General features: G+C 46.4%; 18 protein-coding genes and 1 pseudogene. 12 read left to right on the top strand and 7 right to left on the bottom strand.

Translation table 11 applies throughout. From position 1 onward, the window contains the following. Positions 1–276: 276 nt before the first annotated feature. Positions 277–498, bottom strand: a complete 222-nt coding sequence (gene rpmE / locus CIK04_RS07455; RefSeq protein WP_011079336.1) for a 50S ribosomal protein L31 — start codon at positions 496–498, stop codon at positions 277–279. A gap of 280 nt (positions 499–778) precedes the next feature. Here rpmE and priA point away from each other — a divergent pair, with 280 nt between their 5' ends. The 9 genes from priA (at position 779) to glpX (ending at position 10,300) form a co-directional block, all read left to right on the top strand. Continuing rightward, a complete protein-coding gene (priA, locus tag CIK04_RS07450) occupies positions 779–2,983 on the top strand; it encodes a primosomal protein N' (protein WP_097353326.1) in 2,205 nt (734 codons plus the stop codon). 228 nt (positions 2,984–3,211) lie between these two features. Then, a complete protein-coding gene (cytR, locus tag CIK04_RS07445) occupies positions 3,212–4,219 on the top strand; it encodes a DNA-binding transcriptional regulator CytR (protein WP_011079334.1) in 1,008 nt (335 codons plus the stop codon). Positions 4,220–4,326: 107 nt separating this feature from the next. Further along, positions 4,327–4,884: an SPOR domain-containing protein gene (locus tag CIK04_RS07440; protein WP_017419640.1), complete on the top strand. Its 558-nt coding sequence runs from the start codon at positions 4,327–4,329 to the stop codon at positions 4,882–4,884. A 149-nt stretch (positions 4,885–5,033) separates the two neighbouring features. After that, a complete protein-coding gene (gene hslV, locus CIK04_RS07435; protein WP_017419639.1) occupies positions 5,034–5,588 on the top strand; it encodes an ATP-dependent protease subunit HslV in 555 nt (184 codons plus the stop codon). A gap of 27 nt (positions 5,589–5,615) precedes the next feature. Beyond that, entirely contained in the window at positions 5,616–6,947 is a 1,332-nt protein-coding gene (gene hslU / locus CIK04_RS07430) for an HslU--HslV peptidase ATPase subunit (RefSeq protein WP_011079331.1), read from the top strand. A 164-nt stretch (positions 6,948–7,111) separates the two neighbouring features. Next, positions 7,112–8,029: a 1,4-dihydroxy-2-naphthoate polyprenyltransferase gene (locus CIK04_RS07425; protein WP_017419638.1), complete on the top strand. Its 918-nt coding sequence runs from the start codon at positions 7,112–7,114 to the stop codon at positions 8,027–8,029. A gap of 75 nt (positions 8,030–8,104) precedes the next feature. Beyond that, the gene (gene rraA, locus CIK04_RS07420; protein ID WP_017419637.1) at positions 8,105–8,617 is read left to right on the top strand and encodes a ribonuclease E activity regulator RraA; all 513 of its coding nucleotides are present in this window, start codon (positions 8,105–8,107) and stop codon (positions 8,615–8,617) included. Positions 8,618–8,838: 221 nt separating this feature from the next. Further along, a complete protein-coding gene (gene zapB, locus CIK04_RS07415; protein WP_017789752.1) occupies positions 8,839–9,081 on the top strand; it encodes a cell division protein ZapB in 243 nt (80 codons plus the stop codon). Between the two features lie 211 nt (positions 9,082–9,292). Further along, complete coding sequence (glpX, locus tag CIK04_RS07410) at positions 9,293–10,300, top strand: class II fructose-bisphosphatase (RefSeq protein WP_097353325.1); 1,008 nt, start codon at positions 9,293–9,295, stop codon at positions 10,298–10,300. A gap of 72 nt (positions 10,301–10,372) precedes the next feature. Here glpX and CIK04_RS07405 read toward each other — a convergent pair whose 3' ends face one another. Next, the gene (locus tag CIK04_RS07405; RefSeq protein ID WP_017419634.1) at positions 10,373–10,999 is read right to left on the bottom strand and encodes a metalloregulator ArsR/SmtB family transcription factor; all 627 of its coding nucleotides are present in this window, start codon (positions 10,997–10,999) and stop codon (positions 10,373–10,375) included. Positions 11,000–11,244: 245 nt separating this feature from the next. On the opposite strand from CIK04_RS07405, the gene CIK04_RS07400 reads away from it, so the two are divergent. Further along, the gene (locus tag CIK04_RS07400) at positions 11,245–11,583 is read left to right on the top strand and encodes a DUF3135 domain-containing protein (protein WP_011079325.1); all 339 of its coding nucleotides are present in this window, start codon (positions 11,245–11,247) and stop codon (positions 11,581–11,583) included. Positions 11,584–11,652: 69 nt separating this feature from the next. Here CIK04_RS07400 and CIK04_RS07395 read toward each other — a convergent pair whose 3' ends face one another. Both CIK04_RS07395 and CIK04_RS07390 read right to left on the bottom strand, forming a co-directional pair. Further along, entirely contained in the window at positions 11,653–12,075 is a 423-nt protein-coding gene (locus CIK04_RS07395; protein WP_053543462.1) for a DUF805 domain-containing protein, read from the bottom strand. 58 nt (positions 12,076–12,133) lie between these two features. Further along, complete coding sequence (locus tag CIK04_RS07390; protein ID WP_011079323.1) at positions 12,134–12,481, bottom strand: 5-carboxymethyl-2-hydroxymuconate Delta-isomerase; 348 nt, start codon at positions 12,479–12,481, stop codon at positions 12,134–12,136. A gap of 302 nt (positions 12,482–12,783) precedes the next feature. Here CIK04_RS07390 and tpiA point away from each other — a divergent pair, with 302 nt between their 5' ends. Further along, positions 12,784–13,554, top strand: coding sequence for a triose-phosphate isomerase (gene tpiA / locus CIK04_RS07385; RefSeq protein WP_011079322.1), 771 nt, complete (start codon positions 12,784–12,786; stop codon positions 13,552–13,554). A 178-nt stretch (positions 13,555–13,732) separates the two neighbouring features. Further along, positions 13,733–14,743 carry a UDP-glucose 4-epimerase GalE gene (gene galE, locus CIK04_RS07380; protein WP_038940282.1) on the top strand — a complete coding sequence of 337 codons (1,011 nt, stop codon included), beginning with the start codon at positions 13,733–13,735 and terminating at the stop codon, positions 14,741–14,743. A 96-nt stretch (positions 14,744–14,839) separates the two neighbouring features. Here the strand turns inward: galE and bfr are convergent, their stop codons facing one another. The 3 genes and pseudogenes from bfr to tuf all read right to left on the bottom strand — a co-directional run. Beyond that, a complete protein-coding gene (bfr, locus tag CIK04_RS07375) occupies positions 14,840–15,316 on the bottom strand; it encodes a bacterioferritin (RefSeq protein WP_011079320.1) in 477 nt (158 codons plus the stop codon). Positions 15,317–15,389: 73 nt separating this feature from the next. Then, positions 15,390–15,578, bottom strand: a complete 189-nt coding sequence (locus tag CIK04_RS07370; RefSeq protein WP_011079319.1) for a (2Fe-2S)-binding protein — start codon at positions 15,576–15,578, stop codon at positions 15,390–15,392. 207 nt (positions 15,579–15,785) lie between these two features. Then, a pseudogene (gene tuf, locus CIK04_RS07365) lies at positions 15,786–16,060 on the bottom strand (elongation factor Tu); the annotation flags it as partial.

The following is a 16,060-nucleotide window of genomic DNA, read 5'->3' as shown; positions in this document are numbered from 1 at the left end:
ATGGTTATTCTCTTTTTGCGTGTACGGTAAAGGGGGGAACACTTTAGCTTGAACAAAAACTCTGCCTTTTTGTTCAATTTAGAGAGAAATTCTAATTGATATAAGTCAATCTTCCTAGCCAAGATTGCGAGGCAAATCTATAAAAATTGTGAATAAGATAGAAGTAAGACCAGATGGCATAAGGGAGGGAGCTTGAGAGAAAGCGTCACCTAGACGCTGAATGCAAAAAAGGCCGCATAAGCGACCTTTTTTCTCAAACAGCAATAGCTAACGCTATTATTTCTTACCGCTTGATAGAGCACCGAAACGCTTGTTGAAGCGATCAACACGGCCGCCTGTATCAACGATACGTTGCTTACCAGTGTAGAATGGGTGGCACTTGTCACATACGTCTAGGTGGATAGATTCTTTATCTAGAGTAGAGTTGAAAACGAAAGAGTTGCCGCAAGAACAAGTTGCGTTTACTGCTTTGTATTCTGGATGGATACCAGCTTTCATGGGATAACCTCAAATAGTAGGCCGTGTCGCTATACGAGTCTTTGCCGCACACCACACGCAGTTAAAAATAAAACTCAGATACCGCTAAAATAGAATTAAAGCCATATCTTAAGGCGCGATATAGTAATGAATCGTCTCTTTCGAATCAACCTATTTCCGCGATTTTCCGCTAGTTTTTTATACAGTTTTCCTCTCTCTGTTCGAGCATGCCCTTTTCTCGTATTTCTACCTCGCTTCCATTAGACTGTAAGTCATTATTTTTGCCATGAAACACCACGTTATGCGTCCATCCATTGCTCGTGTTGCGCTGCCAGTGCCACTCGATAAACAATTTGATTATCTCGTTCCTGGACACCTTTTTCCGATCATTGGTGGTCGCGTGAGTGTGCCGTTTGGACGACAAACCTTGATTGGCATTGTCACCGCTTTAGTTCAAGAATCAGACTTTCCACGCGAGCAACTTAAACCCCTTAAAGCGGTGTTGGATCATCGTTCTATTTGGCCCGATTCCGTCTACAGTTTATTACTTTGGTGTAGCCAGTTTTACCAATATCCCCTTGGTGAAACACTGCATAACGCCCTCCCTGCAGCACTAAGAAAAGGTAAAGCGGCTGACTTTGCGACTCTACAAGAATGGCAGTTGACCGAGTTAGGCAAAAACCAGTTGATGCAAGGGCTAAACAGTCGCGCGATAAAGCAAGCGAAAGTATTGAATATGCTTGCTAATGGCCCTCTGCCTCACCAGGCCTTTCTAGATGAGGAAGTGGCATCCACAACCTTACGCACCTTGGAAGAAAAAGGCTGGATCACCTGTGAAGAAAAAACGCCACAGTTAACTCGTTGGGGGAATCCGATTGAACATCCCGTCGATAAGCCGAAACTCAACCAAGAGCAAGCCATTGCCATTGCCACCGTAAACAGCCAGACAGACTTTGGCTGTTATTTGTTGGAAGGGGTCACAGGCTCAGGCAAAACCGAAGTTTATCTCAACTTGATCAAACCCATTTTGGAACAAGGTAAACAGGCCCTGGTGTTGGTCCCTGAAATTGGTTTAACACCACAAACCATCAATCGTTTTCGTCAACGGTTTGATGTGCCAGTCGCCGTCATCCATTCTGGTCTTAATGATACTGAACGTCTCAACGCTTGGCTTTCCGCACGAGACAAAGCGGCGGGCATTGTCATTGGTACACGCTCTGCACTACTGATCCCATTTGCCCAGCTAGGGATCATCATTGTCGATGAAGAGCACGACGCTTCATACAAACAACAAGATAGCCTGCGTTACCATGCTCGCGATGTGGCTGTGATGCGAGCGGCAAAAGAAGGCATTCCAATTGTTCTCGGTTCAGCCACGCCCGCGTTAGAAACCTTACACAACGCACTTACGGGCAAATATCATCATCTCTCGCTGACCCAACGAGCAGGAATGGCCGTGCCAACCACCAATAAAGTGCTGGATGTCAAAGGGCTCTATCTGGAAAGTGGCCTCTCAGCGCCACTCATTGCTGAAATGCGTCGTCATTTAAAAGCGGGCAATCAGGTGATGCTATTTCTCAATCGTCGAGGCTTCTCCCCTGCGTTAATGTGCCATGAATGTGGTTGGATTGCCGAGTGCAAACGCTGCGATGCCTATTACACTTATCACCAGTACAGCAATGAAATCCGCTGTCACCACTGTGGCTCTCAACAACCTATTATTCACCAGTGCCAAGGTTGTGGCTCTACACAACTGGTGACAGTTGGTGTCGGCACTGAGCAACTGGAAAACCAGTTGACGACCCTGTTTCCTGACTACAAAGCAATTCGCATCGACCGCGATAGCACACGACGCAAAGGTAGCCTCGAAAGCGCTTTAGAAGCCATTCGCAAAGGGGAATACCAAATTTTAATTGGCACGCAAATGCTGGCTAAAGGCCATCATTTCCCAGACGTGACGTTAGTGGCACTATTGGATGTTGATGGGTCATTATACAGCAGTGACTTCCGAGCGTCCGAGCGATTGGCTCAGTTGTTTATTCAAGTCGCGGGACGAGCAGGGCGTGCCAGCAAACCTGGCGAAGTGATCTTACAAACCCATCATCCAGAACACACTTTGCTCAAAGCTCTGTTGACCAAGGATTACCGGCACTTTGCGCAGTCTGCACTGGAAGAACGGAAAATTGCCCAACTTCCCCCGTTTAGTTTTCTAACGCTATTTCGCGCAGAAGCCAATCACAGTGAAATCGTCGAAACATTCTTGCGCCAAGTGCGTATGACTCTCGAGTCTCATCCCTTGTTTGATCACAGTTGTCTCGTGCTCGGCCCAACACCCGCCCCACTAGCCAAACGTGCGGGCAAATACCGCTGGCAGCTTCTGCTTCAAACTCAACATCGTTCCTTGATGCAGAAAATACTCTCGAGCACGAAACCTGCTATCGATTTGTTACCAGATGCAAAAAAAGTACGTTGGAATTTGGATATTGAGCCGCAGGATCTGAGTTAGCAAACGTTTACCACCTCACTCTAACGTTGAAAATTGCAACAATTTGCTTCTTTACGTGACGACCATCACGAATGAAATGCGGATTTTGTTAATTCGCCCGTAACTTTAAATAAAGAATTGAATAGACTATTCAAATTAGAACGAGGCAACTCATAATTCGATTTTATTTTCCGAATCAGAACAATAACTAAACGTCATAATTGGCGAACATTTTGAGAGGGTTAGTATATGGCGACAATGAAGGATGTTGCCCAGCTTGCAGGAGTTTCAACGGCAACGGTTTCGAGAGCGCTGATGAATCCAGACAAAGTATCCGCCACAACGCGTAAGCGTGTGGAAGATGCGGTGTTGGAAGCTGGTTATTCCCCAAATTCGCTGGCACGCAATTTACGCCGCAACGAGTCACGCACTATCGTCGCGATCGTTCCTGACATTTGTGATCCTTACTACACAGAGATCATTCGTGGCATTGAAGATGCCGCCATTGAGCAGGGATATTTGGTTCTACTCGGTGACAGCGGCCAACAAAAGCGCCGTGAAAGCTCACTCGTCAATCTCGTTTTTACCAAGCAAGCGGATGGTATGCTACTGCTTGGTACTGACTTACCTTTTGATGTGAGCAAGCCAGAACAGAAAAATCTTCCTCCGATGGTCATGGCCTGCGAGTTCGCCCCCGACCTCGAACTGCCGACGGTTCATATCGATAACTTGACCTCTGCCTTTGAAGCGGTGAACTACCTGACTCAACTGGGCCACAAACGCATCGCCCAAATTTCAGGGCCAAAATCCGCAGCACTTTGTCAGTTTAGACAACAAGGCTATCAACAAGCTTTGCGCCGTGCCGGCATCACAATGAACCCACAATATTGTGTTGAGTCTGAGTTCTCTTTTGAAGGTGGGGCGAAAGCGATCCGTCATCTGCTAGAAATGAATGATGCGCCAACCGCCGTCTTCTGTCATTGTGACACCATGGCTATCGGGGCGATTCAAGAAGCGAAAAAATTGGGCTTCCGAGTACCCCAGGATCTGTCAATTGTCGGCTTCGATGACATCCAGTTCGCCCAATATTGCGATCCTCCGCTAACCACCATCTCACAACCACGCTATGAGATTGGTCGTCAAGCGATGCTAATGATGTTAGAGCTGCTGAAAGGGCATGACATTCACAGTGGCTCACGCCTACTTGAAACCAAATTGGTGGTTCGTGGTAGCGCAGCACCTCCGGGCTTACGCTAACCGAAACCAACCGGCAGCGAGGTTATTTGCAGCCTCGCTTCCTTTTCTGCGACGTTTCCCTGTTAACGCTTGGCATTCTGCATTACCATAGCGGGCTAGCATAACAATTGTTTGTATTTTCCGTGGCTAAAGATTATGTAAGACGTGGTCGTAGTCCTAAAAAGCCGACCAAAAAAGCAGCTCCTCGTAGAAAAAAACCTTGGCTTGCCGGCCTGTTAGCTATCGTGCTACTGGGTGGTTTTGGCTATGGTTTGTATACCCTCAGCAATGACCCAGAGCCGCCAACACCCGTTGTAGAAAACAAACCGGTGAGCAAACCTAAACCGCCGGCGAAAAAAGAACTGCCGCCTCCACCAGAAGAAAAATGGCAATACGTTGAAAGCTTACCAAATCGAGAAATCGAAGTGGTGGCCAAAGAACAAGAAGTGCCTAAGATTCCTTACATTATGCAGTGTGGCGCCTACAAAAAAAGTGAACAAGCGGAACATCGTAAACTCGACATCGCTTTTCAAGGCATTACCAGTACCGTCAAAAAGAAAGAAGGCAGTGATTGGTATCGCGTGGTCTTAGGACCATATAAGCTAAAACGTGACGCTGAACGCGATCGCCATAAATTGCAACGCGCCAAAATTGAGCCGTGTGCCATCTGGCAAGAAGAACAATAATTCTCATCCAAAGGGGCTTGTAATTCGCCCCTTTTCTTTGCCTCCCTTTCCCCCTAACCTTCCATTCCAAACCTTGAGCCTTGATTTCTTTTTTACCCTCCCCCATATAGGGTTCAACTCCATATAGAAAAGAATCAAGAGGCCTACTCGTGACTACCATCGTTTCTGTACGTCGTAACAATAAAGTCGTCATCGCCGGGGATGGGCAAGTATCTCTGGGTAACACGGTAATGAAAGGCAATGCGCGTAAAGTTCGCCGTCTATACCACAACAAAGTACTGGCAGGCTTTGCTGGCGGCACAGCGGATGCGTTTACTCTATTTGAACGCTTCGAAAGTAAACTGCAGATGCATCAAGGCCACCTCACTAAAGCGGCCGTTGAACTGGCGAAAGATTGGCGCAGCGATCGTGCATTACGTAAACTTGAAGCATTACTGGCCGTGGCAGACGAAACGGCATCATTGATCATCACGGGCAATGGTGACGTGGTACAGCCAGAAAACGATTTGATCGCTATTGGGTCTGGAGGGGCGTATGCACAAGCAGCCGCGACCGCATTGTTGGAAAATACCGAACTCGATGCACGCGAAATCGCAGAAAAAGCATTGAACATTGCGGGTGATATTTGTGTGTTTACCAACCACAACCACACCATCGAAGAGCTCGAGATCCCAGCAGAATTGCCGAATCTCAGCCAAGCTTAATTCGCCCACAGATTGTAAGGAATGATTATGTCTGAAATGACTCCTCGTGAAATTGTCCATGAACTGAATCGACACATCATTGGTCAAGACAACGCAAAACGCTCTGTGGCAATTGCACTACGTAATCGCTGGCGTCGAATGCAACTTGAAGAAAGCTTGCGCGTAGAAGTCACGCCAAAGAATATTCTGATGATAGGCCCGACTGGGGTTGGTAAAACTGAAATCGCTCGTCGTCTTGCGAAACTGGCCAACGCACCTTTCATTAAAGTGGAAGCCACCAAATTCACCGAAGTGGGTTATGTGGGTAAAGAAGTGGAAAGCATTATTCGCGATCTAACTGACGTGGCGGTGAAACTGACTCATCAGCAAGCCATGGAAAAAGTAAAGTTCCGTGCAGAAGAGCTCGCGGAAGAACGAATTCTTGATGCGCTCCTACCACCACCTCGTGATGCTTGGGGGCAGAACGAACAAAGCGAAGATACCTCGAACACTCGCCAAATCTTCCGTAAAAAACTACGTGAAGGAAAACTCGACGACAAAGAAATTGAAATCAATGTCGCTGCGCCACAGATGGGCGTGGAAATCATGGCGCCTCCTGGTATGGAAGAGATGACTAACCAGCTACAAGGTATGTTCCAGAGCCTAGCTGGCAATACCAGTAAAAAGCGCAAATTGAAAATCAAAGACGCTTTTAAAGCACTGATTGAAGAAGAAGCCGCTAAGCTGGTTAATCAAGATGAACTTAAAGAGCAAGCCATCTATAGTGTAGAAAACAATGGCATCGTGTTTATCGATGAGATCGATAAAATCTGTAAACGCGGTGAGAGCTCAGGCCCGGATGTGTCTCGAGAAGGCGTTCAGCGTGACTTGTTGCCTCTTATCGAAGGCAGCACTGTCTCCACCAAGCACGGTATGGTAAAGACCGACCATATTCTGTTTATTGCCTCTGGTGCTTTCCAAGTTGCTAAGCCTTCTGACCTGATTCCTGAACTGCAAGGTCGATTGCCGATCCGTGTTGAGCTTGAGGCGCTTTCAAGCCACGATTTCAAGCGTATTCTGACCGAGCCAAGAGCATCACTGACAGAACAATATGTCGCTCTGATGAAAACAGAAGATGTGGACATCGAATTTACGGAAGACGGCATCACGCAAATTGCAGAAGCCGCCTGGACCGTGAATGAAACCACAGAGAACATTGGTGCTCGCCGTCTACATACCGTAATGGAACGCCTGATGGATGAGATCTCATTCGATGCAACGGAAAAATCAGGCACCAAGTTTGTGATTGATGCAGCGTATGTTCAGCAACGTCTCGGCGAATTTGTTGAAGATGAAGACTTAAGCCGTTTCATCCTGTAATCCTCTGACTAACAAGGGCGAGAGCATCATTTCTCTCGCCCTTTTTCTTCCCTTTCTTACCCAACGCCTCCGTATTTATCCGTACTGCGCCCGCTTAAGCTAACCTTTCTTCAGTGCGCTTTTATTCGTATACTGACGATTCTATTTACTAGCACGAAAAATTCATGAATCAGTCATTGCGTATCTGGCTGGATGCCGCTCGTCCGAAAACACTTCCTTTAGCGCTTGTTTCCATTTTAACTGGCAGCGTATTAGCCTATTCATTCGGTCAATTTTCACCTGTAATCGCGTTACTCTCGTTTGTTACCGCAACGCTATTACAAATCCTTTCTAACTTGGCAAACGATTATGGCGATGCCGTGAAAGGGACTGATAACGACAAACGATTAGGGCCAATCCGAGCCATGCAGTCTGGTGCGGTTTCTGCTCAAGCGATGAAACGAGCCATTGTGTTTAATATCATTTTGACCATGATCTCAGGCTTGTGTCTGGTGTTTTACGCATTGAGCAGCCTGCAAAGTATTCTTGCGTTTATTGGACTCGGTGTATTGGCCATCTTTGCCGCCATCGCTTATACCATGGGCAGCAAGCCGTACGGTTATGTCGGGCTGGGTGATCTGTCCGTGTTTATTTTCTTTGGTTTACTGGGTGTATCGGGCACTTATTTTCTCCACACAGGCCACTTAGATACCGCGCTGCTGCTGCCTTCTTTGGGATGTGGATTATTGGCCGTTGCCGTGCTCAATATCAACAACATGCGTGATATTGAGAATGATGCGGCCTGTGGCAAACGCACCGTTGCCGTACGACTTGGACAACAGCGTGCCAAACAGTACCATTTCGCTTTACTCGGTGGCGCCTTAATGGCCTTTGCGAGTTACTTGCTGCTACAACCCAGCTCGATTTGGCTCTGTTTGCCATTTTTACTCAGCCTAATTGTGCTCTTTAATCATGGTAAAGCCGTTTGGCAAACTGAGAAACCAGCACAAATTGCCCCGATGATGCCAGTCGTAGTGAAATGCTCACTCGTCACTAATATTTTGTTTGCAACTGTTGTGGTAGCTCAAACTCTTGTTAGTTAATCATTAATTGTCATTGCAATGACTTAATGCACGGATATACTCAAAAGAAATCTCGTTGACCAAAGAAGGTATGCCATGGAATACAACACTTCAGCCCTTTGCGATATCTATATGGACCAAGTGGATGTAGTCGAGCCTATGTTCAGTAACTTTGGTGGCCGCGCTTCCTTTGCCGGACAAATCACCACAGTCAAGTGTTTTGAAGACAATGCCCTCATTCGAGAGACGCTGGAACAAGATGGTGTTGGCCGTGTACTTTTGGTTGATGGTGGTGGCTCATTGCGCCGAGCATTACTGGACGGCGAACTTGCCGCGATAGCAGAAGAGAACGAATGGGAAGGCATCGTTGTTTATGGCTGTGTGCGTGAAGTGGATGATCTGGAAGATATGAATATCGGCATTCAAGCTTTAGCCTCTATTCCAGTTGGTGCTGCCATGCAGGGTGTTGGCGAAGTGGATGTTCCGGTCAATTTTGGTGGAGTGACTTTTCTTCCAGAAGACTACCTCTACGCAGATACAACGGGCATCATTCTCTCCCAAGAGCCTCTCAGTGCCGATCTTGAAGAAGAACCAGAGCTGCTAGATTAAAGAGAAAAAAGCGTCACCTTGGCGCTTTTTTCTATTGAGCAAGCAATCAAAACAGAGCAAAAGTCAGCGCGGCGTAAAGATGCGCTGTTTTTTTGACCGAATGATGCAAATTATTCAATATAGGGCGTGTTTCTCGGCCTTGTGCTGAGTAGAATGAGGCTAACAGACTTGAGTAGTAGCAAGGGCTACACTCGTAACCGAATCAATATAGGTAGGCCAAGATGTCTTTTGAAGTATTAGAAAAACTAGAAGCTAAAATTCAGACCGCTGTCGATACTATCGCTTTGCTACAAATGGAAGTAGACGAGCTTAAAGAAGACAAAGCTAAGTTGGAAACGGAAGCGAATGAACTACGCTCTCAACGTGAACAACTTGAGCAAAAAGCACAGCAAACTCAACAAGAGCATGCTCAATGGCAAGAACGCATTCGCGCGCTTCTTGGCAAGATGGAAGACGTCGAGTAATTCTCCGCTTCTAGGGAAAACCCTAGACACCAAATACGAGGCCCTAAGAGCGCTTATGCCTTGGGCCTCTCGCACCTCGCACCTCGCACCTCGCACCTCGCACCTCGATTTTCGCCTTCAAACTGAATTTAGCAAACGTTTCCCCTACATTTTGTGCTAGAATCGCGCCAATTTTACTCTTCCTTCGATTTAACACTTTTTTGGAGACAACATGAAACGCGATTTAGCGATGGCCTTTTCCCGCGTCACAGAAGGCGCAGCTCTAGCGGGTTATAAATGGCTAGGCCGTGGTGACAAGAACGCGGCGGATGGCGCTGCTGTAGAAGTCATGCGCACCCTGCTGAATAAAACTGACATCAGTGGTGAAATTGTTATTGGTGAAGGTGAAATCGATGATGCCCCGATGCTTTACATTGGCGAAAGTGTTGGCCTAGGTGGGGATGAAGTGGATATCGCGGTCGATCCAATCGAAGGGACGCGCATGACCGCGATGGGCCAATCAAACGCTCTTGCGGTATTGGCTGCTGGTGAAAAAGGGAGCTTTTTAAAAGCACCAGATATGTACATGGAAAAACTGGTGGTCGGCCCTGGAGCAAAAGGGGTGATCGATCTTAACAAGCCACTAAAAGAAAACCTCGAGAACATCGCACAAGCGCTTGGAAAAAAGCTTGATACCTTGGTGGTGATTACCCTTGCTAAACCTCGTCATGATGAGGTGATCGCGGAGATGCAACGCATGGGTGTTCGTGTTTTCGCAGTGCCAGATGGTGATGTGGCCGCTTCGATTCTTACCTGCATGCCAGACAGTGAAGTAGACGTGATGTACTGTATTGGTGGCGCACCTGAAGGGGTTGTCTCAGCAGCCGTCATTCGTGCATTGGATGGCGACATGCATGGTCGCCTTTTACCTCGTAACGAAGTAAAAGGCGATAACGAAGAAAACCGTAAGTTTGCGGATTTCGAGCTCAAGCGCTGCGCTGAAATGGGCGTGGAAGCGAACAAAGTGCTAAAACTGGAAGACATGGCACGCAGTGATAACGTCATTTTCTCAGCAACAGGCATCACTAAAGGCGATCTACTTGAAGGCATCAGCCGTCAAGGCAATATTGCAACCACCGAAACATTGCTGATTCGCGGCCGTTGTCGAACCATTCGTCGTATCAAGTCGATTCATTATCTTGAGCGCAAAGATGACGAAGTGAAAGCGATCATTCTTTAACATACAAAGAGAATATGAAAAGAGGGCTGCCTAGTAGGCAGCCCTCTTCGTTAAAAGTCTTACACAGAATATCTATCCACCATTCGCGATTGTAATACGGTAAGCACAACGCCTCTGGCCTTCGATAATGTGCTCACTGCGCTCGATATGGCACGCATCACCAAACAACTTTTGGAACACATTCAACTCCGACTGGCACAAACTTGGGCAGCGTTGCGCCGCTTTACAGATCGGACAATGGTTTTCAGTCAGCAGATAGCCTTCATCCGTCTTTTCTAACTCTGCCATGTAGCCTTCTTCTTCTCTCATCAGGGTAAGCATTTCGAGTCGACTGGTCAGATCCAAACACGTAGCTAACGCCTTTTGATAGTGCAAAAACGTTTTTTGTTCACGCTCAGCCGCCACCTTTGCTAGGCCCTCAGCACCAAACAACGCCTCTACGGCATCGATAACTTGAATCGTTAACTCGCCATGACGATCGGCAAACTGCTCATGTCCCTTTTGCGTTAAAGACCAATGACGAGTTGGACGGCCGACTTTCACCTTCACATCGTGAAAATGCACCAGACCATCCTCTTCCAGACTCTGCAAATGTTGACGAGCGCCCATGGTTGTCATTCCCAAATCAGTCGCGATTTGCTTTGCGGTAACCGCCCCATCTCGTTTTATGGATTGAATGATCCTATCTATGGTCTTCATGTTTCCCTCTTACCCTGTGCAGATATTATGCGCCATAGGGTTAGTAAAGAAAAGGCTTGATAATCTCCTGGAATAAAGACCCTTTTCTCTTCATCGACCATCCAACTCTGATCATCTCACAGTCGAGCTCACTGTATCATTTTTTGGACAAGCAATTTCCTCCCTTTCCATTTACCGAATCTGACATATGCTTTGTGTATAGATACTGTTTATGTTATCAACAGCAGAACACAGGGAGAGTCGTTATGGGCAGTCTTCAAACGGAGCAACAGTTACCATCGTTTGATGAGATGATGGCGCTCGCCGCAGAGAATCCAGATGCGTTTAATCAGTTCAAGCAAGATATGTGTCAGGAGATGATTCAATCAGCCTCTGAGGCCATGAGAGAGAGGTTGCTTGCACAGCAAAGCCATATCGATTTAGTGATTAGCCGTTGCAAAAATCCCGTCCACACTAACGTGGTTTTGATGAATGAGTTAACCAAACAGATGGTCAAATTTCGTGAAGCCCTGGACAGTGATGGCTCAGAATTACAAGCACCCAGCGCAGAAGTGATACCTTTTGCCCCCAAAGGCTTTTATTAGATCGAGCGAAAACCAATAAGGCCCAAAATGGGGCCTTATTGGTTTCAGATACGATTCAATCTCTTTCAGTTAGCTTTCAGGCTCGCCATAACGGTTGCTGCCTTCTGTCCCTTTGAGAAAACCACACTCTAGCAAAATCCAAGCACCACACAGCAACGCTATCGAGCCAATCAATGTCTCCATGCCACTCGGCTCTTGTGCTAAAGGAGCAGACAAAGGCGTCGCCAAACGGCCTAAGATCAAAGGTATGTTCAGTACTAACCAATACGCCGATTTATTACGGTCATGCCAGCGTTTCGTGGTCACCGCTAAGTCTGGGATGAGCAAAGCCAGTAAGAAGATCGGTAGCAAAATATAGCTATAGGCAGGAAATAACTTCGACACTGCGGTCACAAAACCCAAAATACCCAAGTAATAACACAAATTCCAAAGCCAATATGTTTTACGACCGATACGACCTTGGAAAGAAAAAAGCAGTTCTTTTAACGACATCAAATACAATCCCAAACAAAATACACCACCGTTACCCAGAAAAGTAACGCAATGGGGATCAGTTTACCACCTTCTGAAAACTATCCTTATCCATATCTCGAATATTCACCGTCAAACTGCGCACATGGCTAGCGGTTTCCTGCAGAGCCGCCATCAATTGGCGTGAGAGCTCTCGTTTTTGTTCTTCGGTTCGTCCTGATAACAAATCAAAGCTAACATGGATAAAGTCGACACTGTCCCCTTCTTCTCCAATCAACCAATGGTGGCAGCGCAACGTTCGAGACTTAACCGATGGCGCGTCGAACAAGCCACTTTTGATGGCAATGTGGTGAAGATCCTCCAATAAACCGGGAATATTGACGCGCTCTTCAACGGAATTTGAATACTCTAAGACTAGATTTGGCATGATACTTCCTTTTGTTGCCGATTTTCGATTGGTAACGCTGACATAGAGTAATACCAAGCTCACCGACAAATTCCGAGTAATTGGCTATGGTTATGCAGGATAGATCACCAATCGTTTTCGTCTGAGCGAAATATCAGTGAGTTTAACGCGCTCTGACCAGCCAAAGAAAGCGACAAGAAATGACACGAGTCATGATCTATCCACATATTTCTGTTATATTCCTACGTAGATTTTTTACATAAATTGGCTTCATTGGTTCACCTGTGAAGACTTCGATTCAATAAAGATATGGAGATATTCCTATGCGTCGTCCTGTAGTGATGGGTAACTGGAAACTTAACGGCAGCAAAACTATGGTTGCTGAACTGCTAACTGGTCTAAACGCTGAACTAGAAGGCGTTGAAGGTGTAGACGTAGCGGTAGCGCCGCCAGCACTTTACATCGATCTTGCAGAGCGCCTAATCGCTGAAGGTGGTAACAAGATCATTCTTGGTGCACAAAACACTGACATCAACAACAGCGGTGCATTCACTGGCGACATGTCTCCTGCAATGCTAAAAGACTTTGGTGCTACTCACATCATTATTGGTCACTCTGAGCGTCGTGAATACCACAATGAATCAGATGAGTTCGTAGCGAAGAAGTTTGCATTCCTAAAAGAAAACGGTCTAAAACCTGTTTTCTGTATTGGTGAAACTGAAGCGCAAAACGAAGCAGGCGAAACTGAAGCTGTTTGTGCACGTCAAATCAACGCAGTGATCGACGCATACGGTGTTGAAGCGCTAAACGGTGCCATCATCGCTTACGAACCAATTTGGGCGATCGGTACAGGCAAAGCTGCAACAGCAGAAGATGCACAGCGTATCCACGCCTCTATCCGTGCGATGATCGCAGCAAAAGATGCAGCAGTGGCAGAGCAAGTGATCATCCAATACGGTGGTTCTGTTAAGCCAGAAAACGCAGAAGCTTACTTCGCACAACCAGACATCGATGGTGCTCTTGTTGGTGGTGCATCTCTAGACGCTAAGAGCTTCGCAGCGATCGCGAAAGCAGCAGCGAAAATGAAAGCGTAATTTAACGCCATCCTATCTTTGTATCTAGGGCGTATTTCTTCGGGAATACGCCCTTTATTTTAGCCTCAACATTTCTCGAAATTGACTTTGCCCTATCCTGTTCATCGAGAATCTTTTCTAATAAACTCACAAAGTTAATTTGGCTAGATAATTGGAAATATAATTTCAGAGGACAACTATGAACATACTGGTCACCGGTGGCAGCGGTTATATTGGCAGCCACACCTGTATTCAGATGATCGAAGCAGGAATGACGCCCATCATTTTGGACAATCTTTATAACAGCAAATTGCTGGTACTCGATCGCATTGAACAGGTCACAGGCGTGCGCCCCACTTTCTATCAAGGTGACATTCGTGACAGTGAGATTCTGCAACACGTCTTTGCTCAGCACGATATCCAAGGCGTCATCCACTTTGCAGGCCTAAAGGCAGTAGGAGAATCGGTTGAAAAACCTCTGATGTATTATGATAACAATGTGTCAGGCACCCTAAATCTTGTCCGAGAAATGGATAAAGCTGGTGTTAAGAGCCTTATTTTCAGTTCGTCCGCCACCGTCTATGGTGATCCAGCCTCCGTACCAATCCGTGAAGATTTCCCAACCTCAGCCACCAACCCTTATGGCCGCAGCAAATTGATGGTGGAAGAGTGTCTGACTGACTTCCACAAAGCCAATCCTGATTGGAGCATTACTCTGCTGCGTTATTTCAATCCAGTGGGCGCTCACGAGTCTGGCTTGCTCGGTGAGGATCCTCAAGGCATTCCAAACAACTTATTGCCCTTTGTCGCTCAAGTTGCGGTTGGTCGACGCGAAAAACTGGGCGTGTTTGGTGACGACTATCCAACACCAGATGGCACTGGGGTTCGTGATTACATTCACGTCATTGACCTTGCAGACGGTCATTTGGCGGCTTTGAATAAAGTGGGGCAGCAAGCAGGATTGCATATCTTTAACCTTGGTACCGGTCAAGGAAACAGCGTACTTGAAATGGTCGCGGCTTTTGAAAAAGCGGCTCAGCGTCCGATTCCTTACGAAATCAAACCTCGCCGTGCCGGTGATATTGCTGAATGCTGGGCCGATCCAGCCTATGCAGAACAAGTATTGGGATGGAAAGCGACACGCTCACTAGAGACCATGGTGGTAGATACTTGGCGTTGGCAATCCAACAACCCAAATGGCTATGAGTAACCGCCATCACTGACACATTTTACTGTATTGCTAACACAATAATGGCGAGTGAAAACTCGCCTTTTGCTTTTGGGTACGATAGACGTAGAGGTCAGATTAATCCTCATCAACAAACTGGGCCTGTAAGTAGTTTTCAATACCCGTCAATTGAATAAGGCCTAGTTGCGTCTCAAGCCAGTCCACATGCTCTTCTTCGTCTTCTAAGATATCTTGAAAAAGATCACGTGATACATAGTCGTGCACATCTTCTGCGTAGGCAATCGCCGCTTTAAGATCAGGAATGGCAGCCATCTCCAGCTTTAAATCGCACTCCAGCATTTCTTGGGTATCTTCACCAATCATGAGCTTACCTAGGTCTTGCAGATTTGGGATGCCTTCAAGAAACAAAATACGCTCAACAAGATGGTCTGCATGCTTCATCTCGTCGATCGATTCGTGATATTCCTTGTCCGCGAGGTGCTTGAGCCCCCAGTCTTTATACATACGAGCGTGGAGAAAGTATTGGTTAATGGCAATCAGTTCATTGCCTAATACTTTGTTGAGATGTTGAATAATTATTGGATCGCCTTTCATGACATAGCCCTCCTCTTTGGCTTCTATAACTGTAGAACCAATTGAGAAGGTGTCAAAAAGAAAGCCGTTTAGCTTAACTGGCTTGCTTGAATAGTGCCGGAGCAGTTTCGTTGATAATCTCTTTCGCCATACGTATGCATTTGCCACATTGACTTCCCAATGCAGTGCACTTCTTGATTCCACGAATATCCGCAACACCTTGCTCAATAACAAGCTTGCGAATTTTCTTGTCTGAAACACCATGACACAAACAAACGTACATATTACAACTCAACTTATCCGCTACGAAGTTAAATATAATGGATAATCATTCTCATTACCACAATAAGTAATGCGTGTTTTTAGACTATTTTGTTATTAAGCGAGCTATGTTTTATATAAACGAAAAGAGGAAGCCAAAGCTTCCTCTTTTCTTGTGCGCTGTTCTTCAAATTGAAGAAGAGTGCAAGATTTCGTTTAATTCAAAGAATTATGCGAAGATCTTAGCAACAACACCAGCACCAACAGTACGGCCACCTTCACGGATCGCGAAACGTAGACCTTCGTCCATCGCGATTGGAGAGATTAGCTCAACAACCATTTGGATGTTGTCACCAGGCATTACCATTTCTACGCCTTCTGGTAGAGAGATATCACCAGTTACGTCAGTTGTACGGAAGTAGAACTGTGGACGGTAGCCTTTGAAGAATGGAGTGTGACGACCACCTTCATCTTTAGAAAGTACGTATACTTCTGATTCGAACT

It is taken from the genome of Vibrio sp. 03_296 (genome assembly GCF_002265885.1).
Note: the sequence above shows the minus strand (reverse complement) of the source record. Positions and strands in the feature narration are given on the sequence as shown.

Excerpts from the sequence above, each read along its gene's own strand:
- rpmE (WP_011079336.1), bottom strand. The coding sequence starts at position 498 with ATGAAAGCTGGTATCCATCCAGAATACAAAGCAGTAAACGCAACTTGT.
- priA (WP_097353326.1), top strand. The coding sequence starts at position 779 with ATGCGTCCATCCATTGCTCGTGTTGCGCTGCCAGTGCCACTCGATAAA.
- cytR (WP_011079334.1), top strand. The coding sequence starts at position 3,212 with ATGGCGACAATGAAGGATGTTGCCCAGCTTGCAGGAGTTTCAACGGCA.
- hslU (WP_011079331.1), top strand. The coding sequence starts at position 5,616 with ATGTCTGAAATGACTCCTCGTGAAATTGTCCATGAACTGAATCGACAC.
- CIK04_RS07425 (WP_017419638.1), top strand. The coding sequence starts at position 7,112 with ATGAATCAGTCATTGCGTATCTGGCTGGATGCCGCTCGTCCGAAAACA.
- rraA (WP_017419637.1), top strand. The coding sequence starts at position 8,105 with ATGGAATACAACACTTCAGCCCTTTGCGATATCTATATGGACCAAGTG.
- zapB (WP_017789752.1), top strand. The coding sequence starts at position 8,839 with ATGTCTTTTGAAGTATTAGAAAAACTAGAAGCTAAAATTCAGACCGCT.
- glpX (WP_097353325.1), top strand. The coding sequence starts at position 9,293 with ATGAAACGCGATTTAGCGATGGCCTTTTCCCGCGTCACAGAAGGCGCA.
- CIK04_RS07405 (WP_017419634.1), bottom strand. The coding sequence starts at position 10,999 with ATGAAGACCATAGATAGGATCATTCAATCCATAAAACGAGATGGGGCG.
- CIK04_RS07400 (WP_011079325.1), top strand. The coding sequence starts at position 11,245 with ATGGGCAGTCTTCAAACGGAGCAACAGTTACCATCGTTTGATGAGATG.
- CIK04_RS07395 (WP_053543462.1), bottom strand. The coding sequence starts at position 12,075 with ATGTCGTTAAAAGAACTGCTTTTTTCTTTCCAAGGTCGTATCGGTCGT.
- CIK04_RS07390 (WP_011079323.1), bottom strand. The coding sequence starts at position 12,481 with ATGCCAAATCTAGTCTTAGAGTATTCAAATTCCGTTGAAGAGCGCGTC.
- tpiA (WP_011079322.1), top strand. The coding sequence starts at position 12,784 with ATGCGTCGTCCTGTAGTGATGGGTAACTGGAAACTTAACGGCAGCAAA.
- galE (WP_038940282.1), top strand. The coding sequence starts at position 13,733 with ATGAACATACTGGTCACCGGTGGCAGCGGTTATATTGGCAGCCACACC.
- bfr (WP_011079320.1), bottom strand. The coding sequence starts at position 15,316 with ATGAAAGGCGATCCAATAATTATTCAACATCTCAACAAAGTATTAGGC.
- CIK04_RS07370 (WP_011079319.1), bottom strand. The coding sequence starts at position 15,578 with ATGTACGTTTGTTTGTGTCATGGTGTTTCAGACAAGAAAATTCGCAAG.